At 60.5% G+C, this 26,674-nt stretch carries 25 protein-coding genes; 15 read left to right on the forward strand and 10 right to left on the reverse strand.

Going from position 1 to position 26,674, the window contains the following annotated elements; translation table 11 throughout:
* Window positions 1-51: 51 nt before the first annotated feature.
* On the forward strand, window positions 52-1,062 hold the full coding sequence (locus tag ACEN9A_RS28135; RefSeq protein WP_258671493.1) for a hydrolase: 1,011 nt from the start codon (window positions 52-54) through the stop codon (window positions 1,060-1,062).
* A 3-nt stretch (window positions 1,063-1,065) separates the two neighbouring features.
* Window positions 1,066-1,908, forward strand: coding sequence for an AraC family transcriptional regulator (locus ACEN9A_RS28140; protein WP_258671494.1), 843 nt, complete (start codon window positions 1,066-1,068; stop codon window positions 1,906-1,908).
* A 51-nt stretch (window positions 1,909-1,959) separates the two neighbouring features.
* Here ACEN9A_RS28140 and ACEN9A_RS28145 read toward each other — a convergent pair whose 3' ends face one another.
* Together ACEN9A_RS28145 and ACEN9A_RS28150 are read right to left on the reverse strand one after the other, a co-directional pair.
* Window positions 1,960-2,814, reverse strand: coding sequence for a sulfurtransferase (locus ACEN9A_RS28145; protein WP_258671495.1), 855 nt, complete (start codon window positions 2,812-2,814; stop codon window positions 1,960-1,962).
* Window positions 2,815-2,847: 33 nt separating this feature from the next.
* Window positions 2,848-3,519 (reverse strand): TetR/AcrR family transcriptional regulator, encoded by a 672-nt coding sequence (locus ACEN9A_RS28150; protein WP_018928685.1) that lies wholly within the window; start codon window positions 3,517-3,519, stop codon window positions 2,848-2,850.
* Between the two features lie 146 nt (window positions 3,520-3,665).
* Between ACEN9A_RS28150 and ACEN9A_RS28155 the strand changes: the two genes are divergently transcribed.
* The 5 genes from ACEN9A_RS28155 (at window position 3,666) to ACEN9A_RS28175 (ending at window position 8,298) form a co-directional block, all read left to right on the forward strand.
* Complete coding sequence (locus tag ACEN9A_RS28155; protein WP_258671497.1) at window positions 3,666-5,096, forward strand: coniferyl aldehyde dehydrogenase; 1,431 nt, start codon at window positions 3,666-3,668, stop codon at window positions 5,094-5,096.
* Window positions 5,097-5,124: 28 nt separating this feature from the next.
* Entirely contained in the window at window positions 5,125-5,670 is a 546-nt protein-coding gene (locus ACEN9A_RS28160) for a twin-arginine translocation pathway signal protein (protein WP_258671499.1), read from the forward strand.
* A gap of 73 nt (window positions 5,671-5,743) precedes the next feature.
* Window positions 5,744-7,339, forward strand: coding sequence for a GMC family oxidoreductase (locus tag ACEN9A_RS28165; protein WP_258671501.1), 1,596 nt, complete (start codon window positions 5,744-5,746; stop codon window positions 7,337-7,339).
* A 115-nt stretch (window positions 7,340-7,454) separates the two neighbouring features.
* A complete protein-coding gene (coaD, locus tag ACEN9A_RS28170; RefSeq protein ID WP_007939322.1) occupies window positions 7,455-7,934 on the forward strand; it encodes a pantetheine-phosphate adenylyltransferase in 480 nt (159 codons plus the stop codon).
* 112 nt (window positions 7,935-8,046) lie between these two features.
* Window positions 8,047-8,298 carry a YfhL family 4Fe-4S dicluster ferredoxin gene (locus tag ACEN9A_RS28175; protein ID WP_003195146.1) on the forward strand — a complete coding sequence of 84 codons (252 nt, stop codon included), beginning with the start codon at window positions 8,047-8,049 and terminating at the stop codon, window positions 8,296-8,298.
* A gap of 49 nt (window positions 8,299-8,347) precedes the next feature.
* Here the strand turns inward: ACEN9A_RS28175 and ACEN9A_RS28180 are convergent, their stop codons facing one another.
* The 3 genes from ACEN9A_RS28180 to ACEN9A_RS28190 are packed head-to-tail and all read right to left on the reverse strand — an operon-like array spanning window position 8,348 to window position 10,381.
* The gene (locus tag ACEN9A_RS28180) at window positions 8,348-8,671 is read right to left on the reverse strand and encodes a multidrug transporter (RefSeq protein ID WP_019650206.1); all 324 of its coding nucleotides are present in this window, start codon (window positions 8,669-8,671) and stop codon (window positions 8,348-8,350) included.
* A gap of 54 nt (window positions 8,672-8,725) precedes the next feature.
* Window positions 8,726-9,538: a bifunctional DNA-formamidopyrimidine glycosylase/DNA-(apurinic or apyrimidinic site) lyase gene (gene mutM, locus ACEN9A_RS28185; RefSeq protein ID WP_018928680.1), complete on the reverse strand. Its 813-nt coding sequence runs from the start codon at window positions 9,536-9,538 to the stop codon at window positions 8,726-8,728.
* Between the two features lie 30 nt (window positions 9,539-9,568).
* Window positions 9,569-10,381 (reverse strand): HDOD domain-containing protein, encoded by an 813-nt coding sequence (locus ACEN9A_RS28190; RefSeq protein ID WP_177324959.1) that lies wholly within the window; start codon window positions 10,379-10,381, stop codon window positions 9,569-9,571.
* A gap of 232 nt (window positions 10,382-10,613) precedes the next feature.
* Between ACEN9A_RS28190 and ACEN9A_RS28195 the strand changes: the two genes are divergently transcribed.
* From ACEN9A_RS28195 to ilvD, 5 genes are all read left to right on the forward strand, one after another.
* Complete coding sequence (locus tag ACEN9A_RS28195) at window positions 10,614-11,810, forward strand: class I SAM-dependent rRNA methyltransferase (protein ID WP_017341306.1); 1,197 nt, start codon at window positions 10,614-10,616, stop codon at window positions 11,808-11,810.
* A 439-nt stretch (window positions 11,811-12,249) separates the two neighbouring features.
* On the forward strand, window positions 12,250-13,329 hold the full coding sequence (locus tag ACEN9A_RS28200) for a SagB/ThcOx family dehydrogenase (RefSeq protein ID WP_258674225.1): 1,080 nt from the start codon (window positions 12,250-12,252) through the stop codon (window positions 13,327-13,329).
* Window positions 13,326-14,303, forward strand: a complete 978-nt coding sequence (locus ACEN9A_RS28205; protein ID WP_258671502.1) for a diiron oxygenase — start codon at window positions 13,326-13,328, stop codon at window positions 14,301-14,303. Before ACEN9A_RS28200 ends, ACEN9A_RS28205 begins: the two co-directional genes overlap by 4 nt.
* Window positions 14,296-15,516, forward strand: a complete 1,221-nt coding sequence (locus ACEN9A_RS28210) for an MFS transporter (RefSeq protein WP_258671503.1) — start codon at window positions 14,296-14,298, stop codon at window positions 15,514-15,516. Before ACEN9A_RS28205 ends, ACEN9A_RS28210 begins: the two co-directional genes overlap by 8 nt.
* A 257-nt stretch (window positions 15,517-15,773) precedes the next feature.
* Window positions 15,774-17,615, forward strand: a complete 1,842-nt coding sequence (gene ilvD / locus ACEN9A_RS28215; protein ID WP_018928674.1) for a dihydroxy-acid dehydratase — start codon at window positions 15,774-15,776, stop codon at window positions 17,613-17,615.
* Between the two features lie 91 nt (window positions 17,616-17,706).
* Here ilvD and ACEN9A_RS28220 read toward each other — a convergent pair whose 3' ends face one another.
* A complete protein-coding gene (locus ACEN9A_RS28220; protein WP_258671504.1) occupies window positions 17,707-18,774 on the reverse strand; it encodes an HAD family hydrolase in 1,068 nt (355 codons plus the stop codon).
* 238 nt (window positions 18,775-19,012) lie between these two features.
* On the opposite strand from ACEN9A_RS28220, the gene ACEN9A_RS28225 reads away from it, so the two are divergent.
* A complete protein-coding gene (locus tag ACEN9A_RS28225; RefSeq protein WP_258671505.1) occupies window positions 19,013-20,404 on the forward strand; it encodes an L-cystine transporter in 1,392 nt (463 codons plus the stop codon).
* Between the two features lie 39 nt (window positions 20,405-20,443).
* Here the strand turns inward: ACEN9A_RS28225 and ACEN9A_RS28230 are convergent, their stop codons facing one another.
* On the reverse strand, window positions 20,444-20,956 hold the full coding sequence (locus ACEN9A_RS28230; protein ID WP_258671506.1) for a dihydrofolate reductase: 513 nt from the start codon (window positions 20,954-20,956) through the stop codon (window positions 20,444-20,446).
* 85 nt (window positions 20,957-21,041) lie between these two features.
* Between ACEN9A_RS28230 and ACEN9A_RS28235 the strand changes: the two genes are divergently transcribed.
* Window positions 21,042-22,421, forward strand: coding sequence for a DUF2868 domain-containing protein (locus tag ACEN9A_RS28235; protein WP_258671507.1), 1,380 nt, complete (start codon window positions 21,042-21,044; stop codon window positions 22,419-22,421).
* Window positions 22,414-23,799 (forward strand): GTPase/DUF3482 domain-containing protein, encoded by a 1,386-nt coding sequence (locus ACEN9A_RS28240; protein WP_258671508.1) that lies wholly within the window; start codon window positions 22,414-22,416, stop codon window positions 23,797-23,799. Before ACEN9A_RS28235 ends, ACEN9A_RS28240 begins: the two co-directional genes overlap by 8 nt.
* Here ACEN9A_RS28240 and ACEN9A_RS28245 read toward each other — a convergent pair.
* The 3 genes from ACEN9A_RS28245 to ACEN9A_RS28255 form a co-directional block, all read right to left on the reverse strand.
* Window positions 23,796-24,353, reverse strand: a complete 558-nt coding sequence (locus ACEN9A_RS28245; RefSeq protein WP_258671509.1) for a phosphonate degradation HD-domain oxygenase — start codon at window positions 24,351-24,353, stop codon at window positions 23,796-23,798. The two genes, ACEN9A_RS28240 and ACEN9A_RS28245, sit on opposite strands and share 4 nt — an antisense overlap.
* Window positions 24,353-25,486 (reverse strand): TIGR03364 family FAD-dependent oxidoreductase, encoded by a 1,134-nt coding sequence (locus tag ACEN9A_RS28250; RefSeq protein ID WP_258671511.1) that lies wholly within the window; start codon window positions 25,484-25,486, stop codon window positions 24,353-24,355. Before ACEN9A_RS28250 ends, ACEN9A_RS28245 begins: the two co-directional genes overlap by 1 nt.
* Window positions 25,487-25,624: 138 nt before the next feature.
* Window positions 25,625-26,650 carry a putative 2-aminoethylphosphonate ABC transporter substrate-binding protein gene (locus ACEN9A_RS28255; protein WP_258671513.1) on the reverse strand — a complete coding sequence of 342 codons (1,026 nt, stop codon included), beginning with the start codon at window positions 26,648-26,650 and terminating at the stop codon, window positions 25,625-25,627.
* Between the last annotated feature and the right edge of the window lie 24 nt (window positions 26,651-26,674).

Raw genomic sequence — 26,674 nt, forward strand, 5'->3', positions numbered from 1 at the left:
AAGCTCAGTCAGCTAACGCTGCGGGTACGCGCCGCAGCATCGAGAGCAATCGTGTCCCATCTGCCAGAACGTTTCACCCCTGCCTTCACGCCCGCCTACGGCCTGGGTAATCCGCACTTACAAACCTTGTGGGGACCGCTATGGCGCAAAACCACACATATCGAGCGTGAGCGCGAGCGATTGTGGCTTGAAGATGGCGATTTCCTTGACCTGGACTGGCACGGCCCACACAGCGCGAATGCACCGTTGGTGCTGGTATTGCACGGCCTGACCGGCTCGTCGAATTCGCCTTATGTGGCCGGGATGCAGAAGGCGCTGAGCACCCAGGGTTGGGCCAGCGTCGCGTTGAACTGGCGAGGTTGCTCCGGCGAGCCCAATCTGTTGCCGCGCAGCTACCATTCCGGGGCCAGTGAAGACTTGGCCGAAACCATCAGGCACCTGCGCACCCAACGCCCCCTCGCGCCGCTGTATGCGGTCGGTTATTCCATGGGCGGTAACGTGTTGCTCAAGCATCTGGGTGAAACCGGCAGCAACAGCGGTGTACTTGGTGCGGTGGCAGTGTCGGTGCCGTTTCGCCTCGATCACTGTGCCGATCGTATCAGCCAGGGTTTTTCCCAGTTCTACCAAGCGCATTTCATGCGAGAGATGGTCGCCTACATCAAGAACAAACAGCGCAGATTCCAGCATGAGGGCCATGAGGTTGGCCTGGCGGCATTGGAGGCGCTGGGCTCTTTGGAGAACTTGCGTACCTTCTGGGACTTCGACGGCCGGGTCACCGCACCGCTCAATGGTTTCGCCGATGCTGCAGATTACTATCGTCGCGCTTCGAGTCGTTATTTCCTTGGAGAGATTCGCACGCCAACCCTGATTATCCAGGCGGCTGACGACCCGTTTGTGTTTCCGCATAGCCTGCCGCAAGCCGATGAATTGTCCGCCAGCACTCAATTCGAGCTGCAGGCCAAGGGCGGGCATGTCGGTTTCGTCGAGGGTTCGTTCAGACAACCGGGTTACTACCTGGAACGGCGCATTCCCCAATGGCTGGCCGCCACAGGGCGCAAGTAAACAGTGGAAGTCGATCAGGGCGAGTCGATCCACTTCTGGCAAACGGCACCGCTGGCCGGGGTCGAGTTGTTGTCTGCGCGCTACATCGAGCACCGTTTCGCCCCTCATGTGCATGACGGCTATGTGAACGGCATGATCATGGCCGGCGCCCAGCGTTATCGCTATCGCGGTGCCGAGCATCTGGCGGGCAGCGGCACGCTGGTGCTGATCAACCCGGACGAACTGCACACCGGCCACAAAGGTACGGAAGACGGTTGGTTGTACCGGGCGTTTTATCCCGACAGCGGGCAAATTCTCTCGCTGCTGGAAGAGCTTGAACTGCCGAGCGACACCTTGCCGGTGTTTGGCGCCACGCTGTACCGCGACCCGGATCTGGTGAGGGGGTTCTGCCAATTGCATCGGCTGCTGGAAAGTCCATCCTCGGCCCTGCAGCAGCAAACGGTCTGGCGGGAAATGATGCTGTCGTTGTTGCAACGCCACGCAGCCGTCCCGATCGCCGGCAAACCCGGCAAGGAACACCGCGCAGTGACCTTGGCCAAGGAACGGCTGCAATCGCAATTGGCGGCGCCGCCCTCGCTGGAAGAACTGGCGGCGACGGTGAACCTGTCCCCCTTCCACTTCGCCCGGGTGTTCCGCCGCGCCACCGGCATGCCGCCGCACGCCTGGTTGATGCAGCAGCGCATCGCTCGGGCACGGGCGTTGTTACAGGGCGGTTGCCTGCCGCTGGAAGTCGCGACGCAACTGGGTTTTGCCGACCAGAGTCATCTGAGCCGGCAATTCAAGCAGGTTTATGGCGTTGGACCGGGAGCATATCGCAGCGCGCGGCAATTGCCCGACCATAGATGACAACGAAGATCCAAATGTGGGAGCAGGCCCGCTCCCACATCGGCTCTGCGCTTACTCGCCGGTGGCGACGCCTCGCGCGGGATCGTTAATCCACTCGCTCCACGAACCGGCATACAACGACCCCAACGGATAACCCGCCAGGCACAGGGCGAACAGGTTGTGGCAGGCCGTCACGCCGGAACCGCAATACGCGACCAGCTCCGTCGGCGAACGATCACCGAGCTTCGTGGCAAACCGCTGCTTGAGCTGATCGGCGGGCAGAAAACGCCCGTCGCTGCCCAGGTTTTCGGTGAACGCGGCGCATTGTGCGCCGGGGATGTGCCCGGCAATCGGATCGATTGGCTCCACTTCGCCCTTGAAGCGCGGCATGGCGCGGGCGTCGAGTAAGGTCAATGCGGGCTGACCGAGACGTTTCTGGAGCTGTTTGGCGCTGAGCACCAGCGAAGCATCCGGCGTCCCGGTGAAGGTGCCGCGAGTGATCGACGGCGGATCAAGACTCAGGGGCAATCCGGCGGCATGCCAGGCCTTCAGCCCGCCATCGAGAATGAACACACCGTCGCGCTTGCCCAGCCAGGCCAGCAACCACCAGGCCCGCGCCGCGTAGGCGCCAGGACCGTCATCGTACAAAACCACTTCGCTGTCGGCATTGATGCCCCAGGCTTGCAGGCGCTCGATCAGCTTTTCGGGTTCAGGCAACGGATGACGCCCGGTAACCCCCTTGACCACCGCCCCGCTCAGATCACGCTCGAGATCGGCAAAGCTCGACCCGGCAATATGCCCTTCGGCATAGCTGCGCTGACCGTAATCCGGGTCTTCGAGGGCAAAACGACAATCCAGAATCACCAGCCCCGGAGTCTCCTTTTTCAGGTCCAACGCTTGCGGGCTGATCAGTTGCGCAATGGGCATAACGGGCTCCTGTGATGTTGTCAGTCTTGAATCCTAATGCACTTCTTCCAGCGCCTGGGCCAGCGGTACGTAAAATTCGTCGAACAGCGCATTTACCGCGTCGCGCGATTGATCGGTAACGAACCCTGCCTCAAGCACCAACACCTGATACACGCCGCGCTTAATGGCCTGCTCGCTCAAGTGGTTGGAGTTTTCCCGCGTGGTGCACAGAAACCGCACCCACGACGTGAGGATGATCCAGGCGTTCAGCGTCAGGGACTCGATCTGAACCTTATCCATGTTCAGGATGCCAGCGGCTACGAACCCTTCGTAAATGGCGGTGCCCTGGATCAGGCAGCGCTGGGAAAAGCGCCGGTAACGGGCGGCCAGCTCGGGATCGCTGTCGAGCAAGTGCTCGAGGTCGCGATGCAAAAACCGATAGCGCCACATGGCAGCGAGCAATTCCTTGAGGTAGAAGCGCTTGTCTTCGACCGTCGCGGCGCGGCCCTGAGGCGGGCGCAGGAAGCTGTCCACCAGGCTTTCGTACTCACTGAACAGCACAGCGATGATCGCCTGCTTGTTGGGGAAGTGGTAGTACAGGTTGCCCGGAGAAATCTCCATGTGGGCAGCAATGTGGTTGGTGCTGATGCTGCGCTCGCCCTGCTGATTGAACAGCTCCAGGCTGTTCTGCACGATGCGCTCGCTGGTTTTGATCCGAGGGGCCATGGCTTGAGCTTTAATTCAGAGTGCGGTGACGGGCATCTTACGACCTATCCGGGAGTGGATAAAACAAAGCTGCGTCAGGATGTCATTTGACTTTCTAGAGCATAGACTCTAAAAATCCTCTCATTACAATAAATCCGGAGCCGACCATGCCTGCTGACATCGCCTACCTGAAGAACCTGCAGCAGCCTCTGGACGAGCTCCAATCCCTGTTCGATGCTCAACGCGCGGCGTATGCAGGCAACCCGATGCCACCCGCGGCTCAGCGCCAACAATGGCTAAAGGCGTTGCGGGACCTGTTGAGCAATGAGCGCCAGGCCTTGGTCGACGCCATCAGCCAGGATTTCAGCCACCGCAGCGCCGACGAAACCCTGCTCGCCGAATTGATGCCCAGCCTGCATGGTATTCACTACGCCAGCCAACACCTCAAAGGCTGGATGAAAACCTCACGGCGTAAAGTCGGCATCGCTTTTCAACCGGCGTCGGCCAAAGTCGTTTATCAACCGCTGGGCGTAGTCGGGGTGATCGTGCCCTGGAACTACCCGTTGTATCTGGCCATCGGGCCACTGGTGGGGGCGTTGTCGGCGGGCAACCGGGTGATGCTCAAACTCAGCGAATCGACCCCCGCCACCGGTTTGCTGCTCAAGGAATTGCTGGGGCGGATATTCCCTCAAGACCTGGTTTGCGTGGTGCTCGGTGAGGCCGACATCGGCGTGGCGTTCTCCCGGCTGCGCTTCGATCACCTGCTGTTCACCGGCGCCACCAGCATCGGCAAACACGTGATGCGCGCCGCCGCCGAAAACCTGACCCCAGTGACCCTCGAACTGGGCGGCAAGTCCCCGGCCATCGTTTCCCGCGATGTACCGCTAAAGGATGCCGCCGAACGCATCGCTTTCGGCAAGACCCTCAACGCCGGGCAAACCTGTGTCGCCCCGGACTACGTGCTGGTGCCGGAAGACCGCGTCGGCTCTTTCGTCGAAGCCTATCGCCAGGCAGTTCGCGGGTTTTATCCGACCCTGGCCGACAATCCGGACTACACCGCCATCATCAATGAGCGACAACTGGCGCGGCTCAACGGCTACCTCAGCGACGCCACCAGCAAGGGCGCGCTGCTGATTCCGCTGTTCGATCAGGGCCAGGGCCGACGCATGGGGCATAGCCTGCTGCTCAACGTCAGCGACGACATGACGGTGATGCAGGACGAAATCTTCGGCCCGTTGTTGCCGATCGTCCCCTACAAGGATCTCGATGAAGCGTTTGCCTACATCAACCAACGGCCTCGTCCGCTGGCGCTGTATTACTTCGGCTACGACAAGCGCGAGCAAAACCGTGTTCTCCACGAAACCCATTCCGGCGGCGTATGCCTCAATGACACCTTGCTGCACGTTGCCCAGGACGACATGCCGTTCGGCGGCATCGGCGCCTCGGGCATGGGCCACTACCACGGCCATGAGGGTTTCCTGACCTTCAGCAAGGCCAAGGGCGTGCTGATCAAACAGCGTTTCAACGCGGCGAAGCTGATCTATCCGCCGTACGGCAAATCCATTCAGAAACTGATCCAGAAGCTGTTTATCCGCTAACGATCAACACCGCCGGGTAATAACAATAATGAGCCCAAGCCTGTCCGACACACCCGCGCTGTCACGGCGCGGCCTGCTTAAATTCAGCCTGGGCGCCAGCGCCTTTCTGGCCACGGCCGGATTAGGCGCGAGCCTCAGCGGCTGCTCGTCGAGCACGGCGGCCAGCGGTTTCGCGACTTTGCGCAGCGGTGACCTGTTGTTTCTGCGGGCACTGATCCCGGTAATGCTCGACGGTGCCGTGATCGTCGAGAAGATGCCGGCCGCCGTCGAAGGCACCCTCAAAAGCCTGGATTACAGCCTCGATCACCTGTCGCCGGAAATGCTCAAGCTGACCCGGCAATTGTTCGATGTGCTGGGGATGAGCATCACCCGCGGCCCACTGACCGGGATCTGGGGCAGTTGGGAAAATGCCAGCAGCGAAGACATCCGGCACTTTCTCGATCGCTGGGAAAACAGCTCGCTGAGCTTGCTGCGCATGGGCCATAGCTCGTTGCTGCAAATGGTGATGATGGCGTGGTACAGCCGGGCGGAGTCTTGGGTGCATTGTGGGTATCCGGGGCCGCCTACGGTCTGAAACCGTGGCGTCCCTTTCGCGGGCAAGCCGCCTCACCATCGCACCCAAAACATAACAACAAGAGAACCCGAACATGCCCGTACCCGATCCGTTTCGCGAAGGCCTGGCCCGTGGCTGGAAAACCTATAACGGTTCGCAATTGCCCCAGGACCTGACCCTCGAAGCGGATGTGGCGATCATCGGCAGCGGTGCCGGCGGCGGAACCACCGCCGAAATCCTCAGCGCCGCAGGCTACAAGGTCTTGCTCATCGAAGAAGGCCCACTCAAGACCAGCAGCGACTTCAAGATGCTCGAAGATCAGGCCTACACCAGCCTCTATCAGGAAGGCATCGGGCGCATGAGCAAGGACGGTGCGATCACCATCCTCCAGGGCCGGGCGGTGGGCGGTACCACGCTGATCAACTGGACTTCGAGCTTTCGCACCCCGGATCAGACGCTCGAACACTGGGCCAAAGAACATGACGTCGTAGGCCACACACCGGCCGAGATGGCGCCCTGGTTCGAGAACATGGAACAACGCCTGGGCGTCGCCCCGTGGCTAGTGCCGCCCAACGCCAACAACGACGTCATCCGCAAAGGCTGCGAAAAACTCGGCTACGCCTGGCATGTGATCCCGCGCAACGTGCGCGGCTGCTGGAACATCGGCTACTGCGGCATGGGTTGCCCGACTAACGCCAAACAATCGATGCTGGTCACGACCATCCCGGCGACCCTGGAAAAAGGTGGCGAGCTGCTCTATCTGGCCCGCGCTGAAAAGCTGTCGATCAAGGACGGCAGAGTCACTGGCCTGCACTGTGTGGCGATGGATGAGCGTTGCGTTGCCCCTACCGGACGCACAATCACAGTCAAGGCGCGGCATTACGTGCTGGCCGGCGGCGGGATCAACAGCCCGGCGCTGCTATTGCGTTCAGAGGCGCCGGATCCGCATGAGCGACTGGGAAAACGGACGTTCCTGCATTTAGTCAACATGTCCGCCGGGCTGTTCGACGAGGTGATCAACCCGTTCTACGGCGCGCCGCAGTCGATTTATTCCGACCATTTCCAGTGGCAGGACGGCATCACCGGCAAGATGTCCTACAAATTGGAGGTCCCACCGCTGCACCCGGCGCTGGCCACCACCCTGCTCGGTGGCTTCGGCACGGAAAACGCCCGGCACATGGAAAACCTTCCGCATACCCACGCCATGCTGGCATTGCTGCGAGACGGTTTTCACCCGGACAGCCCCGGCGGCAATGTCGAATTGCGCAGTGACGGCACGCCGGTACTCGACTATCAGGTTTCACCGTATGCCTGGGACGGGTTGCGCCGGGCGTTCCATAGCATGGCCGAGATCCAGTTCGCCGGTGGCGCCAACGCTGTGATGCCGATGCATGCCGACGCCCGTTACGTGAAAACCCTCGCCGAAGCGCGTGCATTAATCGACGGGTTGAGCCTTGAGTTGTATCGCACGCGCCTGGGCAGTGCTCATGTGATGGGCGGTTGTGCCATGGGTGAAGACCCGAAAAACGCCGTGACCGACAGCCTCGGCCGACATCACCAACTGCACAATCTATCGATTCACGACGGCTCGCTATTCCCCACCAGCATTGGTGCAAACCCACAATTGTCGGTCTACGGACTGACGGCACAACTGGCGAATTCACTGGCCGAACGTTTGAAAAACCCATGAAAACGCGGAATATTCCTATCGTCTATAGTGCTTTCTTACCCAACAGGCGACTTGGCCGACCGGGAAGGCTGCGATACCATCCGACTCCCCAACGGACTCCCGCCAGGACGACGCGATGAACCGAGTGTTGTACCCAGGTACCTTCGACCCTATTACCAAGGGCCATGGCGATCTGGTCGAACGCGCCTCGCGCCTGTTCGATCACGTGATCATCGCCGTCGCCGCCAGCCCGAAGAAAAACCCGCTGTTTCCCTTGGAACAACGTGTGGAGCTGGCCCGCGAGGTCACCAAACATTTGCCGAACGTTGAAGTCGTCGGCTTCTCGACGCTGCTCGCGCACTTCGCCAAAGAGCAGAACGCCAATGTGTTCCTGCGTGGTTTGCGCGCGGTGTCGGACTTCGAATATGAATTCCAGCTGGCCAACATGAACCGCCAACTGGCACCGGATGTGGAAAGCCTGTTTCTTACCCCGTCCGAGCGTTATTCGTTCATTTCCTCGACACTGGTCCGTGAAATCGCGGCCCTGGGCGGCGATATCACCAAGTTCGTCCACCCGGTGGTGGCCGACGCCCTCACTGAACGCTTCAAAAAGTAGGCGCTGCCGAAGCTGCACTTGATCGCGCCCGCGTGCACTGCGGGCGCCAATGCGGCACAATTGTGCGCATTGGTTTATTGCGCCAGGGCCTGCCGCCCCGGCTGGAGTTAGCATGTCCCTGATCATCACCGACGATTGCATCAACTGCGACGTCTGCGAACCCGAGTGCCCAAACGCCGCCATTTCCCAGGGCGAAGAGATCTACGTGATCGACCCGAACCTGTGCACGCAATGTGTCGGCCACTATGACGAACCGCAGTGCCAGCAGGTCTGCCCGGTGGATTGCATTCCGCTGGACGAAGCCCATCCGGAAACTGAAGAACAGTTGATGGAGAAATACCGGAAGATTACCGGTAAGGCTTGAAAGCCTGGAAAGATCGTCCGAACCGCGTCCGGACGATCTTTTTTATGCCTCACTCCCGCTGCTCAAACCCTTCCCCGATGCACCCCAGACACCGCACAAACGCCGCTTTCGCCGGGTCGACCACCAGCGCCTGCCCTGCATCGCCAATGCCGCCGCCCAGCGCGGTAAATGGCAGCGACACCACAAACGCCCCGGCACCGATCACTGTCGCCACCACCAGCAACGGTCGGGCAATCAGCAGATCGCCAAGCATGGCGTAGGCCGGTGGATTCTGGATGGTGTAACGCGGGTCGCCGCTGCCGTTCTCAGTAGCCAGCGTGGGCGCAGCGATGCTCAGCAGCAGCGTGACGACAAAGGTTCGAAACAGATTCATGGCACGGTCCTTCGGCTAGGCAGTGAGAACACTGACTATAGACCGTAGCCGATATCAGCTCTGACAGCGCGGACAAAAGACGCTGGCGCGCTGCCCGAGTTTGACTTCCCGCAGCCCCGTGCCACAGACCTTGCAGTGTTCACCACCACGGCCGTACACGAACAGCTCCTGCTGGAAGTACCCCGGTTGGCCGTCGCCGCCGATAAAGTCCCGCAACGTGGTACCGCCCCGTTCGATGGCGAGCGCCAGGATGCGCTTGATCTCGATCGCCAGCTTCAAATAACGCCCCCGGGAAATGCTCTTGGCCTCGCGGCGCGGGTCGATGCCGGCAGCAAACAGCGCTTCGGTCGCGTAGATATTGCCGACGCCAACCACCACCGCGTTATCCATGATGAACGGCTTGACCGCCATGGATCGCCCGCGGGACAGCTGGAACAGACGCTCGCCATCGAACAGATCGGTCAACGGCTCCGGCCCCAGGCGAACCAGCAGTTCGTGATTCAGCGGGTCGAGACTCCAGAGCATCGCCCCGAACCGACGCGGGTCGGTGTAACGCAGGGCCAGGCCCGATTCCAGCTCGATGTCCACATGCTCATGCTTGGCCGCCGGCAAGCCAGCTTCCACCAGCCGCAGATTCCCCGACATGCCCAAATGGCTGATCAACGTGCCGACTTCGGCATTGATCAGTAAATACTTGGCCCGCCGTTCCACCAGCACGATGCGCTGGCCCGACAGCCGCACATCCAGGTCTTCGGGGATCGGCCAGCGCAGACGGCGCTCACGCACGATCACCCGGCTGACGCGCTGGCCTTCCAGGTGCGGTGCAATTCCGCGGCGGGTGGTTTCGACTTCCGGCAGTTCTGGCATGGGGCTCTCGAATCAGGCGAGGTTCGACACTCAACGCGTGGCGAGGTCGCGAATTTCTTGTTTCTGGGTTTCGAAATCGTATTCCGATAGACCGATGTAATCGAGCACCAGATGCCCGACATTGTTCCATTCGTGGTCTTCGGCCTGGTTGCCCAACACTCTATAGGAGGCGCAAATGTGCTCGGCCATCTTCAGGATTGCCAGCAGGTTTTTCAGCGGTGTATTGCGGCACGACTCATCGCTGAAAATGGCCAGGGCATTGTGGTGGTTGGCAATGGCCTGGGTGACATGTTCCGGCAGACGCCAGGACTTGGCGGTGTAATACCCGACCACGGCGTGGTTGGTGTTGTATTGCTTGTTCTCGGTATCCACCACGCGGCATTCGGCGCTGGCGTTGGCATAGGCCTGCTCCAGCACTTTCATGTAGTCGGGGAATTTCTTGAGCATCAGCGGGATGCCGCAATCGTGGAACAGGCCCAGCGCATAAGCTTCATCGCCGGCCTGGACACCGACGCGCTTGGCCAGGCTCAGGCAGGTCATCGCCACGTCCTGCGCCGTGTCCCAGAAACGGTTGAGGGTGACGATTGCATCGTCGTTCAGCTCGCCCTTGATCGACTGCGCGTTGATCAGGTTGATGATCGAACGGCTGCCCAACAGGTTTACTGCACGCTGGATCGCGGTGATCTTGTTACTCAAGCCGTAGTACGGCGAATTGACGATTTTCAGCAAGGCGCCGGAAAGGCCAGGGTCCTGGGAGATCAGCTTGGCGATCACCTCCAGGTCCGGGTCGGGCATATATTGCTCCATCTGCAGATCCACCATGATCTGCGGCTGGGCCGGCACACTGATGCCTTGCAGGGACTGTTGAATCTGTTCAGAAGACAGCTCTTGGGACATAAGTACGCACTCCGGGTCAGGCGGGGATTCTACCCCTTAAAAAGATCGATCCGACAGCCAGTCAAACTCAATCCATACGTGTGCGGGCCCGCGATGGCGTCATGCGCGTTTCATCGTCAGTCAAACCCGCCACTCCCTCAACACGCTATACTCCCGCTCTTTTTTCCGGAGCGACGTCATGTCCCTGCCTAGCCTGCGCCTCAAAGCCAACGCCGACCGACGCCTGCGCAACGGTCACTTGTGGGTCTACAGCAACGAAATCGATGTAGCCGCCACCCCATTGCACGGCTTCAAGGCTGGCGATCAGGCGATCCTCGAAGCCGCCGGCGGCAAGCCGCTGGGCATCGTTGCCATGAGCCCGAACAATCTGATCTGCGCCCGCCTGCTGTCGCGCGACATCAAGTTGCCGCTGGACAAGTCGCTGCTGGTGCATCGCCTGAACGTCGCCCTGTCGCTGCGCGATCGCCTGTTCGACAAGCCGTTCTATCGCCTGGTCTACGGCGACTCCGACCTGCTGCCAGGCCTGGTGGTCGACCGTTTCGGCGACATCCTGGTGGTCCAGATCGCTTCGGCGACCATGGAAGCTCACAAAGATGACGTGATCGCGGCGCTGACCCAAGTGCTCAAGCCAAGCGGCATCCTGTTCAAGAACGACTCCGCCGCCCGTGACGCCGAAGGCCTCAACCGTTACGTAGAAACCGTGTTCGGCCTGGTGCCGGAGTGGGTAGCGCTGGAAGAGAACGGCGTGAAGTTCGAAGCGCCGGTCATCCAGGGCCAGAAAACCGGCTGGTTCTATGACCACCGCATGAACCGCGCGCGTCTGGCACCTTATGCCAAAGGCAAACGCGTACTGGACTTGTACAGCTACATCGGCGGCTGGGGCGTGCAAGCGGCCGCCTTCGGCGCCAGTGAAGTGTTCTGCGTCGATGCGTCGGCCTTCGCCCTCGATGGCGTGGAGCGCAACGCCGCACTGAACGGCTTCGCCGAAAAAATGACCTGCATTGAAGGCGACGTGTTCGAAGCCCTCAAAGAGCTGAAAGCCAGCGAAGAGCGTTTCGACGTCATCGTGGCCGACCCTCCTGCATTCATCAAACGCAAGAAAGACATGAAAAATGGTGAAGGCGCCTACCGTCGCCTGAACGAACAAGCCATGCGCCTGCTCAGCAAGGACGGCATCCTGGTCAGCGCGTCGTGCTCGATGCACCTGCCGGAAGACGATCTGCAGAACATCCTGCTGACCAGCGCCCGTCACCTGGACCGTAACATCCAGATGCTGGAGCGCGGCGGACAAGGCCCGGATCACCCGGTTCACCCAGCCATTGCCGAAACCCGCTACATCAAGAGCATTACCTGCCGTCTGCTGCCAAACAGCTGAGTACGCCGGTTTGACGGGGAGCCGACAGGCTCTCCGTCAGCCATTCTGACGCCGCGACATATCCTCTCCCGCCCCATCGTCTTACTCTTGCAGTCCTACAGACTTGCAGGACATTTCCCTGCACATTTGATTTGAAAGAATATAACTTACAAACTTTCTCCAACCCCAAGACCGCTCCGACAAAATTACTGGAATATTCCTACTTGATCTCCCCTTGATAAGAGCCCATTAAAGCCTATGATTGAGTTGTCACCTCGAAGTGACACTCACTACCAAATGACAAGGAGTCAACAACATGAAAGCAATTACTCTGGAAGCTAACAAAATCGCCAACCTGGCTTTTCTGGTTGCTCCAAAAGCCCGCTAAGTAAATGAGACGCTGGGGAGTGCCGGCTACCCAGCGTTTTCTATGGCACTCGTCCAGAGCGAACCACCCACCATGCAGATAAACCCATATCTATTCATACTTCCTCGCACGCCCGGCCAAATAGTCTGGGATTACAAAAATCACAAACAATTTGAACTAAGCCTTGAATACTCAAGCAGACTTACGCAACTTATCAACAACCCTGAACTGTATAACGACAGCAACATAGTTGATACTCAACTCCTGAACGCAGGAATACTGACAACATCAATACAAGGTACTGTTGAATGGGGTTGGGATGAACTGTCGAAGATATTCCATATCGGTACCAAAAACATCCCCTGCGAACATGTCCCTCAGGATATTCATGAATGGTCCAGACACTACCTGGACCATTGCACCGAAGTGCTGGCCACTCCTGCGCCGAGCAACCGGCCCACAGAACGCCAGGCGCGGGAGCTGATTGACCTGCCAAAGCCTTCCTGCCTGCCGGAAGGGTCTCTGGCCAACGTCCTGATCGGCCGAAAAACCTGCCGCACCTTCACGGATGCAGCGGTTTCACTGGAAGCTATTGGCACGCTGCTTTACCTGTCCCTTGGCTACTTGCATGAGCGCGAAAACGATGTCGACGAAACCCTCGTCGAAGGTCTCGATGCCCGGCGCAGCAGCCCATCCGGTGGCGGGCTGAATGCCTGCGAAGGCTTTCTTCACGTACACAACGTCAGCGGCCTGAAACCCGGGCTCTACGCCTATCACCCCACCGACCACGCCTTGAGTTTCGTCAACCCGACACCTGACTCACCACTGGGGCAGTTGCTGTGTGGGCAGCACTTCATCAACAACCTGCCCGTGGGCCTGTTCATCACCAGTCGGTTCGACAAGCTGTGGTGGAAATATGAACACTCGCGAGCCTACCGAATGGCCTTTGTGGAAGCGGGGCATATTTCTCAAACATTCCAACTGGTGGCCACTGCACTGGGGTTGAACACCTGGCTGACGGGGGCGTTGGCCGATGATCAGGTCGAGGTCTTGCTGGGGATCGAGGACAGCGCGGAACAACCGTTGTTTTTTGTCGGCTGTGGCTACAGCGACGGACAGTTGATGTGCCAGGAATTGAAAGATCTTCTGAGCAGTCGGGAGCCGCAACAATGACCACTCCCATCGTTGCCCCGCTGGACCACCCGGTGTCCTGGGCTCATCGTTACACCCTGGGCGACTGGAATACCCGCGCGTCAGTGCGCACCAGCGAACACGACTATCTATTACCGCCAGATCTGGAGCAGCAACTGGAAACGCGCCACTGGTTTCCTCCAGGCTTCCTGGCTTACCTGACTCACCCGGCTATCCAGGCGGCAGGTCAAACCGTCATCCATCGGCTGTCGGCCAATCATCTAGTGTACTTCCTCGACTACACCACCTTGCTTGAGCACCGCATCGTCAACCGCTCCGTGGAAACCATCATCCATGATGAACTGAACGTCCACATTCCCGCACGGATGAAGACCGCCGCGCTTCAGCTTTATACCGACGAGGGTTATCACGCCCTGTTTTCCAACAGCCTTGCCGAACAGGTTGCCAGGTTCTATGGGATCAGCCGGCGTCCGGTCATGCCCCACCGCATCATGCGATTGAACGCCCTGCTTGACGGCGCCCCTGAAAGATACAGGGCGCTGGCCTGGTTTCTCGTCGGGTTCGTGTCGGAGACGATCATTGCCAAGGAACTGCTCGATGTCTGCCGTAACGACCTGGTTTCCAGCGTCCAGGCAATGCTCAGGGATCATCTGGCGGACGAGGCGCGCCATAGTCGCTATTTCTCTGAAGTATTCCATTACCTGTGGCTGACGCTGAACAGCCCTCAACGCACGTTTGTCGCCAAAGCGCTGCTGGACATCATCCGGATGTTCTTCGAGGCCGATGAGCGATGGATGCGCGAAAGCCTGCACAGCGCGGCTCTTGGCGACACAACCGTCACGGAAATTCTCTGCGGACTGACCAACCCCCAAGCCACCCATCAACGGGCGCGATCCGGTGCTGGCGCAACGCTTCAGGCGTTAAAAAAGGCTGGTTTCTTCGACCTGCCCTCCAACCAGCAACTGTTTATGAAGGCAGGGCTTATCGATGGCTGAAGGACAATCCACGGCAACCGTCAAACAACGTCGGGGAGCGGTCAGCCTGTTGTTGGCCATGGTGCTGCTTGGCGTGTTCCCGCTGGATGTCCTGTTGCCCTCTTTCCCGGCGCTCGCCGAACACTTTCGCAGCACGCCCGCCGATATTGCGCTGTCGATCAGTCTGTTTGCCGTCGGCATAGCGGCCTCTCAACTGCTGATCGGGCCGCTGTCGGATGTGATCGGGCGCAAAGGGCTGTTGCTCGCCGGAATAACCATCTCGATGCTGGGTGCGGTGGGCTGCACACTGACCACGGACTATGTCCACTTCCTGCTGTTCCGTGTCGTTCAGGCGCTCGGCTGCGGGTGTTTCGTGCTGTCGCAGGCACTGATTCAGGACCTGTTCGAGGGTGAGGAGCGTGACCGGTTGCGGATCCTGATGGTGACTGCCACCGGCGTTTTCATCTCGGTCTCACCGTTGGCCGGCACGTTCCTGCAAGCCACGCTGGGCTGGCAGGGCAGCTTTGGGGTGTTTACCGCACTGGCTGGAATAGTGCTGCTCAAGGCCTGTTTTTCTCTCGAAAACACTCGGCCAGCGGCAACCGGAGCGCTATCGAATATCTTCCAGCCCTACCGCCGGGTCTTGTGCAATGTCGACTTCCTGTCCTACTGGCTGATTTCCGCCTTTGCTTTCGCCTGCCATTTTTCCTTCATCGTGATTTCGCCGCTGATTTTCATGGATCAACTCCAGCTGTCAGCCTATGACTTCTCGCTGATCCTGCTGGTATATGGCGGCGCCTACATTGTCGGCGGCACGGTTGCGACGTTGTTGGGTAAACGTATCAGTCCCGGTCATCAAGTCATCAGCGGGCTGAGCCTGATCCTGCTGTCCGGCCTGATCATGCTTTATCTCTCAAGCCACTTTACGCTGTCCCCGATCACTGTCCTGGTACCGATGCTCATCTGTACTGCCGGCACCACCATCGCCCGGCCCGCCGCTACGTCCAAAGCCATGAGCCTGTTCCCCGAAAATGCGGGAACCTCGGCGTCGGCCGGCAGCACGGTGATTTTCATCTGCGGAGGGTTGATCAGTGCGCTCATCAGCTTGAGCCCGGCCAACCTGCAATCCACGCTGGGATACAGCTTCGTCATCTTGAGCAGCGTGGCGCTGGTGCTCAACAGTCGTATCCATAGCCGAGCCAAAAGCCCGGGAGCCAGCCCAAGCGTCGAATAATCCTGCCGGTCGTCATCCCACACGCGCCGTCAGCACTGGATCAGCACTTTCCGGCATTCCCTCCTGACGCCAGCGGTGTAGAATCGCGAGATTCATCGCCAGTCATCCCCCGGCGGGTTTATGAGCTCAAGCTGAAGCGCGCGGCGATCCCGCAAAGTTATCGGCAACTTCCGGACACACGGCCATTTCTGAGTGTTCCAGACGTCAATAGAAGCTCACTTCCCTTTTGATACCTGATTTGCCGCCCGGAGTGCTCCATGCCTGATTACCGCTCGAAAACATCCACCCACGGCCGCAACATGGCCGGTGCTCGCGCACTGTGGCGCGCCACGGGGATGAAAGATGACGACTTCAAGAAGCCGATCATCGCCATTGCCAACTCCTTTACCCAGTTCGTACCGGGCCATGTGCACCTGAAGGATCTGGGTCAACTGGTCGCACGTGAAATCGAACGGGCCGGCGGCGTAGCCAAAGAATTCAACACCATCGCCGTGGATGACGGCATCGCCATGGGCCACGACGGCATGCTCTATTCGCTGCCGAGCCGCGAGATCATCGCCGACTCCGTCGAATACATGGTCAACGCCCACTGCGCCGACGCCATTGTCTGCATTTCCAACTGCGACAAGATCACCCCTGGCATGCTGATGGCCGCCTTGCGCCTGAACATCCCGGTAATCTTCGTGTCCGGCGGCCCGATGGAAGCCGGCAAGACCAAACTGGCCAGCCACGGTCTCGACCTGGTCGACGCCATGGTGATCGCCGCCGACTCCAGCGCCTCTGACGAGAAGGTCGCCGAGTACGAGCGTAGCGCCTGCCCTACTTGCGGTTCCTGCTCCGGCATGTTCACCGCCAACTCGATGAACTGCCTGACCGAAGCCCTTGGTCTCGCATTGCCGGGCAACGGTTCGACCCTGGCCACCCACAGCGACCGCGAACAGCTGTTCCTGCAAGCCGGCCGCACCATCGTCGAGCTGTGCAAGCGTTACTACGGCGAGAACGACGAGTCGGTGTTGCCGCGCAACATCGCCAACTTCAAGGCGTTCGAAAACGCCATGACCCTGGACATCGCCATGGGCGGTTCCACCAACACCATCCTGCACTTGCTGGCCGCGGCCCAGGAAGCCGAGATCGATTTCGACCTGCGCGACATCGACCGCCTCTCCCGCCATGTACCGCAACTGTGCAAGGTCGCGCCGAACATCCAGAAGTACCACATGGAAGACGTGCACCGCGCCGGCGGGATCTTCAGCATCCTCGGCTCCCTGGCCCGTGGCGGCCTGTTGCACACCGACCTGCCGACCGTACACAGCAAGACCATGGCCGAAGGTATCGCCAAGTGGGACATCACCCAGACCAACGACGAAGCGGTGCATCACTTCTTCAAGGCTGGCCCTGCGGGCATCCCGACGCAAACCGCGTTCAGCCAGTCGACCCGCTGGGAAACCCTGGACGACGACCGTGAAAACGGCTGCATCCGCAGTGTCGAACACGCTTACTCGAAAGAAGGCGGCCTGGCCGTTCTGTACGGCAACATCGCGCTGGACGGTTGCGTGGTGAAAACCGCCGGTGTCGACGAGTCGATCCACGTCTTCGAAGGCAACGCGAAGATCTTCGAAAGCCAGGACAGCGCCGTACGCGGCATCCTCGCCGACGAAGTGAAGGCTGGCGACATCGTGATCATTCGTTATGAAGGCCCGAAAGGCGGCCCGGGCATGCAGGAAATGCTCTACCCGACCTCTTACCTGAAATCCAAAGGCCTGGGCAAAGCCTGCGCCCTGCTGACCGACGGCCGTTTCTCCGGCGGCACTTCGGGCCTGTCCATCGGCCACGCTTCACCAGAAGCTGCTGCCGGTGGCGCGATCGGTCTGGTGCAGGACGGCGACAAGGTCCTGATCGACATTCCGAACCGCTCGATCAACCTGTTGGTCAGCGACGAAGAACTGGCCGCGCGCCGGGTCGAACAGGACAAGAAAGGCTGGAAGCCGGTGGAGAAGCGTCCACGTAAAGTGACCACCGCTCTGAAAGCCTATGCCCTGTTGGCGACCAGCGCCGACAAGGGTGCCGTGCGTAACAAAGCGATGCTCGACGGGCTGTAATACTTAACCGTCGAACAAAAAAATGCCCCGCCAAGTGCGGGGCATTTTTTTGATCGTTCCCACGCAGAGCGTGGGAACGAGATCACAGCGCTTATTGAATCTCTTCAGGCTTGACGATCACCCAGTTCTTGTCCGCCGTCACCGCCAACCCTTCTTTGGCCTGAGCTGCAGCGTTTTTGGCCATCATGCCGTTAATCTGGGTCATGTACTTGTCTTTGCGGTTAACCCACAAATGGATGCCGCCCTTGGACACGTCGACACTGTGGAACAGCATGTAACCATCGCTGGTCGGGGTATCGCCGCCCACCAGGACCGGTTTTTTCCATTCATCGATGTAGGTCAGGATCGCCGCTTGCTTGCCGGCCATCCAGGTTGCCGGAGTCCACAGGTACGGGGTCAACTCGAGGCCAAGGTTGGCCTTCTCGTCATACTTGCCCGCAGTAATCTGCTTACGCGCCGTGGTCAGCTCGCCAGTCTTGCGGTCCTTGAGCAGCGTGGTCACGCCGATCACGTTCTGCGGTTTGACGTTGTAGCCGTACTTCGGATCGGCAGCGACCATGCGCACCAGCTCTTCGGAGGCAGCGGTCATCACGTAGACCTCAATGCCATTTTCCATCAGCTTGTTGTAGAGCTCGGCCTGGCCGGTGAAGACTTTCGGCGGCTGGACGTCGATGGTCTTGACCACATCGCCGTCGTAATAAGTGCTCGGCACCGGTTTGCCAGACGCCATCAGCTCATCGACGTAGCCCTTGAGCTCTTGAAGCGTGAAGCCGGAAAACACTTGGGCGACCCATGGATAGCAGACCATGTCGTCGATTTCGCAGAGACGATAGTAGTAGCTGAACAGGCTCTCCTTGTGGTCGGCGGTGTCTTTGAACGGGATCAGTTTCAGCGAGGGGTCGAGGCTCTCGCGGGTGATCAGGCCCTTGTTTTCCATGAACGGCAACAATGACTCTTCGAGGTCGTAGCGGTAACTGGTGTTGTCCATGTCGAACACCGCGAAGTTACCCTTGTTGGCATTGGCCGCGATCATCGCGTCCAGCGCCTTGGCCTGATCCGCTGGCCAGTGCTTCAGGTCGGTAGCGAACGCCTGGCCGGCAAGGCCAAGACTCAAACCCAATCCAAGTGCAGCAGCAAGAAATTTCGGTGCAAGCTTCATCGGCGTTTCTCCCCGGTTCAAAGAAATCGACGCTAACAAATAAGTGTGACAGTCCTCGCCTGCCCGCGACCGCTTGCATCCTGATTCCGTCAGCGGCATTCCTTATAGCGGCATTGGCTTATTCCAAAAACGACAGTTGACCGCTGTTTTTGATATTAAATCATTACATATCAAGCTGTTAGGCTCACCGGTTCGCAGTCACACACGAAGGTGGCTGGCACAAGTCTATGGAGCCTCTATGAATCTGCCACTGATCCTCAATCTGCTGGTGTTCCTCGCCTTGCTCTTTGGCCTGGCGCAACCCCGTCACACCACCTGGAGCCTGGCGAAAAAGGTGTTGCTGGCGCTGGTGCTGGGCGTGGTATTCGGTATCGCCCTGCACACGATTTATGGTGCGGGCAACCCGGTGCTGAAAGCCTCGATCGGCTGGTTCGATCTGGTGGGCAACGGTTACGTGCAGTTGCTGCAGATGATCGTGATCCCGCTGGTGTTCGCCTCGATCCTCAGTGCCGTGGCCCGTCTGCACAACGCTTCGTCTCTGGGCAAGATCAGTTTCCTGACCATCGGCACGCTGCTGTTCACCACCGCCATCGCGGCGTTGATCGGTATCGGCCTGACCAACCTGTTCGGCCTCACCGCCGAAGGACTGGTCGCCGGCACCCAGGAAATGGCTCGCCTGCAAACCATCCAGACCGACTACGCGGGCAAGGTCGCCGACCTGAATGTGCCGCAACTGTTGTTGTCGTTCATCCCGCAGAACCCGTTCGCCGACCTCGCTCGCGCCAAACCGACGTCGATCATCAGTGTGGTGATCTTCGCCGCATTCCTTGGGGTCGCGGCGCTGCAACTGCTCAAGGATGATGTCGAGAAAGGTCAGAAAGTGATCAACGCCATCGACACCCTGCAAGCCTGGGTGATGCGCCTGGTGCGCCTGGTGATGAAGCTGACCCCGTACGGCGTGTTGGCGCTGATGACCAAAGTGGTCGCCGGCTCCAATCTGCAAGACATCATCAAGCTCGGCAGTTTCGTGGTGGTGTCCTACATCGGCCTGGGCCTGATGTTTGTGGTCCATGGCGTGCTGGTATCGGCCGCCGGGATCAACCCGTTGCGCTTCTTCCGCAAGATCTGGCCGGTGCTGACGTTCGCCTTCACCAGCCGCTCCAGCGCCGCCACCATTCCATTGAGCATCGAAGCCCAGACCAGCCGTTTGGGTATTCCACAGTCCATCGCCAGTTTCGCCGCCTCGTTTGGCGCGACCATTGGCCAGAACGGCTGTGCCGGTCTGTACCCGGCGATGCTGGCGGTGATGGTTGCACCAACCGTGGGCATCAACCCGCTGGACCCGCTGTGGATCGCGACGTTGGTGGCGATTGTGACGCTGAGTTCGGCCGGGGTGGCCGGGGTTGGTGGGGGCGCGACCTTCGCCGCGCTGATCGTGTTGCCGGCCATGGGCTTGCCGGTGTCACTGGTGGCGTTGCTGATTTCGGTTGAACCGCTGATCGACATGGGTCGTACGGCGTTGAACGTCAGTGGCTCGATCACCGCCGGGGCGATCACCAGCCAACTCATGCAGCAGACGGATAAAGCGCTGTTGGATGCAGATGAGCATTCGGAGTTGGCTCACGCTTAACCCGTACTGATCGTTCCCACGCTCCCGCGTGGGAACGATCTATGTGCGCTCCCAAACCTCGAAGCTGTACGCCGGCTTGTCGCCTTCCGCCGGATTTGGAACATTCGACACCAGCTTCCACTGGTTCAAATCAAACTCCGGAAACCACGCATCCCCTTCCGGGCTCAGCGCCACGCGCGTCAGGTATAGCCGATCGGCCTGCTCCAGACCTTGCGCATACAACTGCGCGCCACCTATCAGCATCAACTCATCGACGCCCTGCTCCAGCGCCCATTCCTCGGCGCGAACCACGGCCGCCTCCAGTGACGGATAAACCTCCGCGCCTTCCAGCTGCAAATCCGCCTGGCGACTGACCACGATGTTCAACCGGCCCGGCAGCGGACGACCGAGGGAATCCCAGGTCTTGCGCCCCATGATGATCGGCTTGCCGAGGGTGGTGGCCTTGAAGTATTTGAAGTCCCCCGGCAAGTGCCAGGGCATGCTGTTGTCGACGCCGATCACACGGTTTTCACCGAGGGCTGCGATCAGGCTGAGGGGGAGTGATTTAGTCATGCCGGCGAGGATACCAGAGCCTCCCTTACCCCGATAAGCGTCACAGCGGTTATGCTCATCGCTCAATGAAGCGACGGGATGCCGCGTGACTGAACTGACGCCCCTGCAAAACCTCTGGCTGAGCGAAACCATCCGCCTGCGTGAAGAACACGCCGGCCCCCTGGATGATCTGGAAGCCAACCGAGTCGCCCGTAGCGCCGGCGGCGACCTGCCGACGCGCATTCAATGCCGCGCCCGGTGGCTGGCCGAGCGCGACGGGCAGACCCGCGCCCTCAAACACTGGCTGCAAGGCGCGCGACTGGCGTTGATCGTGCTCGCCGTGCTGGCCGTGATCAGTGGCGCCGGCCTGGCGTTTGCCGCGCTGGGCGACGGCCAGACCCCGGTCAATGTGTTCTGGGCCTTGGGCAGCCTGCTGGGGCTGAACCTGATTCTGCTATTGAGCTGGGCCCTGGGCCTGGTGTTCGCCGGCGAACAGAGCGCCGCCCTCGGACGCTTGTGGTTGTGGCTCAGTGAAAAACTCGCCCGCGATGCCAACGCCGCGCAACTGGCGCCAGCCCTGCTGCTGTTACTGCAACGGCAGAAACTCAATCGGTGGGCGCTGGGTGTGCTGGTCAACGGCTTGTGGTTGTTGGCGATGCTCAGTGCCTTGGTGATGCTGCTGACGCTGATGGCGACCCGGCGCTATGGCTTCGTCTGGGAGACCACTATTCTCGGCGCCGACACCTTCGTCGCCATGACCCAGGCCCTCGGCGCCCTGCCGGCCTTGCTCGGTTTCAGTGTGCCCAGCGTGGAGATGATCCGCGCCAGCGGCGATACCGCGCTGAACATCGAAAGCGCCCGCCAGGCCTGGGCGGCGTGGCTGGTGGGCGTGCTGCTGGTGTACGGCGTGTTACCGCGCCTGCTGCTCGCATTGTTCTGCCGGTGGCGCTGGAAAACCGGCCAGGCAGCCTTGCATCTGGACTTGAACCTACCCGGTTACGCCCAACTGCGCGAACGGCTGATGCCCACCAGCGAACGCCTGGGTATTAGCGATGCCGCGCCTGAGCAACTTCACCGGGTTGAAAACGCGGCCAGCGATCTGCAAAGCGATGGCGCACTGTTGGTGGCCATCGAGCTGGACGATCAACGCCCCTGGCCACCGCAGCTGCCGAAAAGCGTCAACGACGCCGGCATCCTCGACAGCCGCGAATCCCGGCACAAACTGCTTGAACAGCTGAGTCGCTTTCCCCCGGCCCGCCTGGCCATCGCCTGCGATCCACGGCGTTCGCCGGACCGTGGCAGCCTCGCGCTGATTGCCGAACTGGCTCGCAGTGCTACGGCTACCCGCGTGTGGCTGCTGCAAGCGCCGCCCGGCGAAGCGCTGGATGCCGAACGCCTGGGCGACTGGCATGTTGCGCTACAACAACTGGACCTGCCATTCGCCGATTGCGCGCCGTTGAACTGGCTGGAGACGGGTCATGACTGATACCTGGAAACAGCCCTTGAAGCTCGCCGTGGTCGGCCACACCAACGTCGGCAAAACCTCGTTGCTGCGCACGCTGACGCGGGATGTCGGCTTCGGCGAAGTGTCCCATCGCCCCAGCACCACGCGCCACGTCGAGGGCGCGCGATTGTCGGTGGACGGCGAGCCTCTGCTCGATCTGTTCGACACGCCGGGCCTGGAAGATGCCATCGCCCTGCTCGACTACCTCGAGCGCCTGGAGCGACCCGGTGAACGCCTCGACGGCCCGGCGCGGCTGGCGCGCTTCCTTGAGGGCAGCGAAGCCCGGCAGCGCTTCGAACAGGAAGCCAAGGTGTTGCGACAATTGCTCGCCTCCGACGCCGGCCTCTATGTGATCGACGCTCGGGAGCCAGTGCTGGCCAAGTACCGCGACGAACTGCAAGTGCTGGCCAGTTGCGGCAAACCGCTGCTGCCGGTGCTGAACTTTGTCAGCAGCGCCCAGCAGCGCGAACCGGATTGGCGTGAAGCCCTGGCGCGGTTGGGCTTGCATGCCTTGGTGCGGTTCGACAGCGTCGCGCCGCCGGAAGATGGCGAACGCCGACTGTATGAAAGCCTCGCGCTACTGCTGGAAAACTCTCGCGGACAACTGGAGCGCCTGATCGCCGATCAGCAGGCCCAACGCTTGGCCCGTCAGCAGAGTGCAGCGCAGCTGATTGCCGATTTATTGATCGATTGCGCCGCCTGCCGCCGCAGTGTCGCCAGCGAAGCGGAGCAGGAACAGCAAGCGATCAGTGAATTGCGCAAAGCGGTGCGTCAGCGCGAACAACGCTGCGTCGAAGCCTTGCTCAAGCTCTACGCCTTCCGCCCACAGGACGCGGCGGCCAGTGACTTGCCGCTGCTCGATGGCCGCTGGGGCGATGACTTGTTCAACCCGGAAACCCTGAAACAGCTCGGTGTACGGGTCGGCGGCGGTATCGCGGCCGGTGCAGCGGCCGGGGCCGGAGTCGATTTGCTGGTGGGCGGCCTGACCCTCGGCGCGGCGGCACTGGCCGGAGCGATCGCCGGCGGCGCCCTGCAAACCGCCCGCAGTTACGGCAGCCGCCTGCTGGGCAAGATCAAGGGCCAGCGAGAACTGACCGTCGACGACAGCGTGCTGCGGCTGTTGGCCTTGCGCCAGCGGCAATTGCTGCAAGCCCTGAACCAGCGTGGGCATGCGGCAATGGACAGCATTCAGGTCGCCACACCGCAGGACAAAACCTGGCGCGAAGGCAAACTGCCGGAAGCGCTGAACAAGGCCCGGGCGCATCCGCAGTGGTCGTCGCTCAATCCTCATTCGAAGCTGAATCAGGCAGAGCGACAGGAGCAGGTTGAGGTGTTGGCTGAAAAGGTGATTGATAGTTAAGTACGCAGCACACGCAACGCCTTTTCCTTCAACACATCCAGATCAATCACCGGCACCCACATCTGCTTGGCCAACTCATCCCACTGGCGCATCCGCAAACTGACGGCACACAACGGATCCTGCTCAAAGGCCTCAGCCTCTTCAGCGCTCATCAGCCCGCCCTGATACTCCAGCGTCCGCCGACTGGCTTCACTCAGACGCTCGTAGTACCCAGGCTCTTTGAGCGTCAGATAACGCTTCGCCTGCACGTGATACTCCACAAGCCGCGCCATGCGTTCGCTGAAGCCGGCCCGACGCAAATAATCAGCGCCCAAACACTCATGGCTGACCACACCAAAGCCGCCCATGCTCTCGACCCCCTCGGCACAGAGATGCCCGATGTCGTGAAAGAACGCCGCCAGTACTACTTCATCATCGAAGCCCTCGGCCATCGCCAGTTCGGCCGCTTGCGACATGTGCTCGATCTGCGACACCGGTTCGCCGATGTAGTCGTTGTCGCCAAACCGCTCGTACAGACCGAACACCTCGACGATCACTTGCTGATGGCGGTCCATCAACCGTCCCCCAATAAGCTGGCGACGTTACGTTCCGCCAACGCCGGCCCGACACTCATGCCGACACCAGTGTGCATCAGCGCCACGCTCACACCCGGCATCGGCCGCAGAAAGGAGAACGGGCCGGGGCCGCGCGAACCGTAAACACCCTGCCAGCGCTCGATCACTTGCACCTTGCAACCCAGGGTTTGTTCGGCCAGTTCGAGCATCCAGTCGTCCACCTGCTCGGCATTGAACGGCGACGGATCGCTGCCGTAATGGTGGGAGTCGCCGATGATTAATTCACCGTATGGTGTCGGGCTGATCAGCAGGTGAATGCCGTTTTCATGCAGATGAGGCGCCTCGCGCAGAATCTGCGCCTGTACCGCCGCAGCTTCCGGCAGATCGGCGAAGGCGCCGTAGTGCACACAACTCAGACCGGTGAGCAGTGCGTGTCGCAGGTTGAGGTTGATCTGCGGCCGGGCGCGGAGCATTTGCAGCCGACAGACTTGCGGGTTGAGTTCGGCAATCGGCTCGGCCAGCAAAGTTTGATAATCGTGGCCGGAGCAAACGATGATCTGCTCGGCGTTGAAGGTGCCGGCGGTGCTGTGCACGCGGCCCGGCTCGATGTCGCGTACCAGGGCAGAGAAGTGAAACTCGACGCCCAACTCACGGCGCAGATAGTCGATCAATGCCGGAATCGCCTCGCGGGAATACAACTGTTGGTCGTCCATGCCGTGCAACGCGGCGCGGTGATGGCTGAACTGACCGCTGTATAAATCCCGCAATGGGTTGCCGCGCAACAGCTCGACACGGTAACCGTGCTCCACGGCACGCCCGGCGCAGAAGGCTTCCAGCAGGTGTTCTTCCGCTTCGGTACGCGCGAACAGGTACGAGCCGTTGCGCTTGAGGTGCAGGCCGGCGAGTTCTGCCCATTGGCCCCAGATTTCTCGACTGGCTCTGGCCAGTTCCAGCATTGGTCCCGGTGGTTGGCCGGTGACCAGTGCCTGGCCGAAGTTGCGTACCGAAGCGCCCAATGGCGTGGCGCTGCGATCGAAGACTTTGACCTTGAGGCCGCGCCTGGCGGCGGCATAGGCGTGGGACAGGCCGAGAATGCCGGCGCCGACGATCAGCATGTCGCTGTGGTGTGTCATGAAGATAATCCCGCTTTTTGTGGCGAGGGAGCTTGCTCCCGCTGGGGCGCGTAGCGGCCCCCCCTCTCTATCTGAAAAGAAGGGGCCTGCTGCGCAGTCCAGCGGGAGCAAGCTCCCTCGCCACAAGGTGTGAGTCAGTTACTTGGCAGCTACTTTCTCGGACTTGCCGTCATAGCGCTTGCGCCATTCAGTCAGGATCTCGTCGCGATTCTTCGAGGCCCAGGCAAAGTCGTTCTTGATCAAGCGCTGCTCATAGTCCGCCGGCAATTCGGTCTGCGGCTTGGCGATACCCGGTTGCGCGAGCACCGCGAAGTTCTCTTTATAAAGTTCCATCGCCGCCGGGCTTGCGGAGAAGTCGGCCAGTTTCTTCGCCGCGTCTTCATTCGGTGTGCCTTTGATCACGGCGGTCGCTTCGATCTCCCAGCCCAGGCCTTCTTTCGGCAGGATGATGTCGAGCGGCGCGCCTTGGCGCTTCAACTGAACAGCCGGGTATTCGAAGGAAATGCCGATCGGGAATTCACCGGCAGCGGCGAGTTTGCACGGCTTGGAACCGGAGTGAACGTACTGGCCGATGTTCTGGTGCAGGTCGTCCATGTACTGCCAGCCCTGCTTCTCGCCGAAGGTTTGCAGCCAGGCGCTGACGTCGAGGAAACCGGTGCCGGACGAGGCCGGGTTGGGCATGACGATCTTGCCTTTGTACTCAGGCTTGGTCAGGTCCTGCCAGCTCACGGGCTTGCTCAAACCCTGCTTTTCGGCTTCGACAGTGTTGAAGCAAATGGTCGCCGCCCACACGTCCATGCCGACCCAGGCCGGTGGGTTGGCAGCATCACGGTAGTTGCCGCCGATCTTGCCCAGGTCCTTCGGCGCGTAGCTTTGCAGCATGCCTTGCTGATCGAGGATCGCCAGGCTCGATGCCGCCAGGCCCCACACCGCATCGGCTTGCGGGCGGGCTTTTTCGGCCAGCAGCTTGGCGGTGATGATGCCGGTGGAGTCGCGCACCCACTTGATCTCGACGTCCGGGTTGGCCTTCTCGAAGGCTTCTTTGTAGGTCTTCAGTTGTTCGGCTTCGAGGGCGGTGTACACCGTCAACTCGGTTTTCGCAGCGAAGGCGTTCAGGCTGAAAGCGGTGAGGACAGCAGCGGCCAGGGCCAAGGGCTTGAACATGGTGCAATTCCTGTGTGAGTTGAA

The sequence above is a fragment of the Pseudomonas sp. Pseusp18 genome (assembly GCF_059506005.1).

What these genes read in the sequence shown, in the direction of transcription:
- ACEN9A_RS28145 (WP_258671495.1), bottom strand. Translation starts at nt 2,814, where the DNA reads ATGCCCATTGCGCAACTGATCAGCCCGCAAGCGTTGGACCTGAAAAAG.
- ACEN9A_RS28150 (WP_018928685.1), bottom strand. Translation starts at nt 3,519, where the DNA reads ATGGCCCCTCGGATCAAAACCAGCGAGCGCATCGTGCAGAACAGCCTG.
- ACEN9A_RS28155 (WP_258671497.1), top strand. Translation starts at nt 3,666, where the DNA reads ATGCCTGCTGACATCGCCTACCTGAAGAACCTGCAGCAGCCTCTGGAC.
- ACEN9A_RS28160 (WP_258671499.1), top strand. Translation starts at nt 5,125, where the DNA reads ATGAGCCCAAGCCTGTCCGACACACCCGCGCTGTCACGGCGCGGCCTG.
- ACEN9A_RS28165 (WP_258671501.1), top strand. Translation starts at nt 5,744, where the DNA reads ATGCCCGTACCCGATCCGTTTCGCGAAGGCCTGGCCCGTGGCTGGAAA.
- coaD (WP_007939322.1), top strand. Translation starts at nt 7,455, where the DNA reads ATGAACCGAGTGTTGTACCCAGGTACCTTCGACCCTATTACCAAGGGC.
- ACEN9A_RS28175 (WP_003195146.1), top strand. Translation starts at nt 8,047, where the DNA reads ATGTCCCTGATCATCACCGACGATTGCATCAACTGCGACGTCTGCGAA.
- ACEN9A_RS28180 (WP_019650206.1), bottom strand. Translation starts at nt 8,671, where the DNA reads ATGAATCTGTTTCGAACCTTTGTCGTCACGCTGCTGCTGAGCATCGCT.
- mutM (WP_018928680.1), bottom strand. Translation starts at nt 9,538, where the DNA reads ATGCCAGAACTGCCGGAAGTCGAAACCACCCGCCGCGGAATTGCACCG.
- ACEN9A_RS28195 (WP_017341306.1), top strand. Translation starts at nt 10,614, where the DNA reads ATGTCCCTGCCTAGCCTGCGCCTCAAAGCCAACGCCGACCGACGCCTG.
- ACEN9A_RS28200 (WP_258674225.1), top strand. Translation starts at nt 12,250, where the DNA reads ATGCAGATAAACCCATATCTATTCATACTTCCTCGCACGCCCGGCCAA.
- ACEN9A_RS28205 (WP_258671502.1), top strand. Translation starts at nt 13,326, where the DNA reads ATGACCACTCCCATCGTTGCCCCGCTGGACCACCCGGTGTCCTGGGCT.
- ACEN9A_RS28210 (WP_258671503.1), top strand. Translation starts at nt 14,296, where the DNA reads ATGGCTGAAGGACAATCCACGGCAACCGTCAAACAACGTCGGGGAGCG.
- ilvD (WP_018928674.1), top strand. Translation starts at nt 15,774, where the DNA reads ATGCCTGATTACCGCTCGAAAACATCCACCCACGGCCGCAACATGGCC.
- ACEN9A_RS28220 (WP_258671504.1), bottom strand. Translation starts at nt 18,774, where the DNA reads ATGAAGCTTGCACCGAAATTTCTTGCTGCTGCACTTGGATTGGGTTTG.
- ACEN9A_RS28225 (WP_258671505.1), top strand. Translation starts at nt 19,013, where the DNA reads ATGAATCTGCCACTGATCCTCAATCTGCTGGTGTTCCTCGCCTTGCTC.
- ACEN9A_RS28230 (WP_258671506.1), bottom strand. Translation starts at nt 20,956, where the DNA reads ATGACTAAATCACTCCCCCTCAGCCTGATCGCAGCCCTCGGTGAAAAC.
- ACEN9A_RS28240 (WP_258671508.1), top strand. Translation starts at nt 22,414, where the DNA reads ATGACTGATACCTGGAAACAGCCCTTGAAGCTCGCCGTGGTCGGCCAC.
- ACEN9A_RS28245 (WP_258671509.1), bottom strand. Translation starts at nt 24,353, where the DNA reads ATGGACCGCCATCAGCAAGTGATCGTCGAGGTGTTCGGTCTGTACGAG.
- ACEN9A_RS28250 (WP_258671511.1), bottom strand. Translation starts at nt 25,486, where the DNA reads ATGACACACCACAGCGACATGCTGATCGTCGGCGCCGGCATTCTCGGC.
- ACEN9A_RS28255 (WP_258671513.1), bottom strand. Translation starts at nt 26,650, where the DNA reads ATGTTCAAGCCCTTGGCCCTGGCCGCTGCTGTCCTCACCGCTTTCAGC.